The organism is Streptococcus suis (genome assembly GCF_002960445.1).
In the GTDB taxonomy this organism is placed as follows: domain Bacteria; phylum Bacillota; class Bacilli; order Lactobacillales; family Streptococcaceae; genus Streptococcus; species Streptococcus hyiners.
Genome location: NZ_POJD01000325.1, coordinates 1 through 359, shown reverse-complemented (window position 1 = coordinate 359; position 359 = coordinate 1). Strand labels below are relative to the sequence as shown.

Annotated in this window: 1 protein-coding gene; it reads right to left on the bottom strand. The window is 38.4% G+C overall.

What is annotated here, in order from left to right; genetic code table 11:
- Positions 1-359: glycosyltransferase (locus C1G53_RS11070; protein ID WP_153046721.1), on the bottom strand; the 359-nt coding region annotated here is incomplete at both ends.

Here is a 359-nt window from a genome sequence, read left to right as displayed (position 1 = left end):
AAATTTAACGGTGAGTTCGGAGTGACTAAGAAACCGTTAACACCTTCTTTCACCATCTCACAAACACCACCATGTCGGTAACCGACAACAGGTTTACCGCATGCCATTGCTTCTAGTACAACCGTTGGTAGAGGGTCTGGATTAGTACTTGGAAGTACAAAAATATCAAACATATTATATAATTCAGTGGTATTTGCATAATAATCAATTCGTCTGACTTGAGAAGAGACCTTTAATTGAGAAATCTTCTTTTCTAATTCTACTACTCGCCACTCTTCTCCTTCAAAAGCACTTCCTGCTATAAAGGCGATAGCTTTTGGATTCTGTTCGAGTATAGGAGCAACTGCTTCTAAAAAATC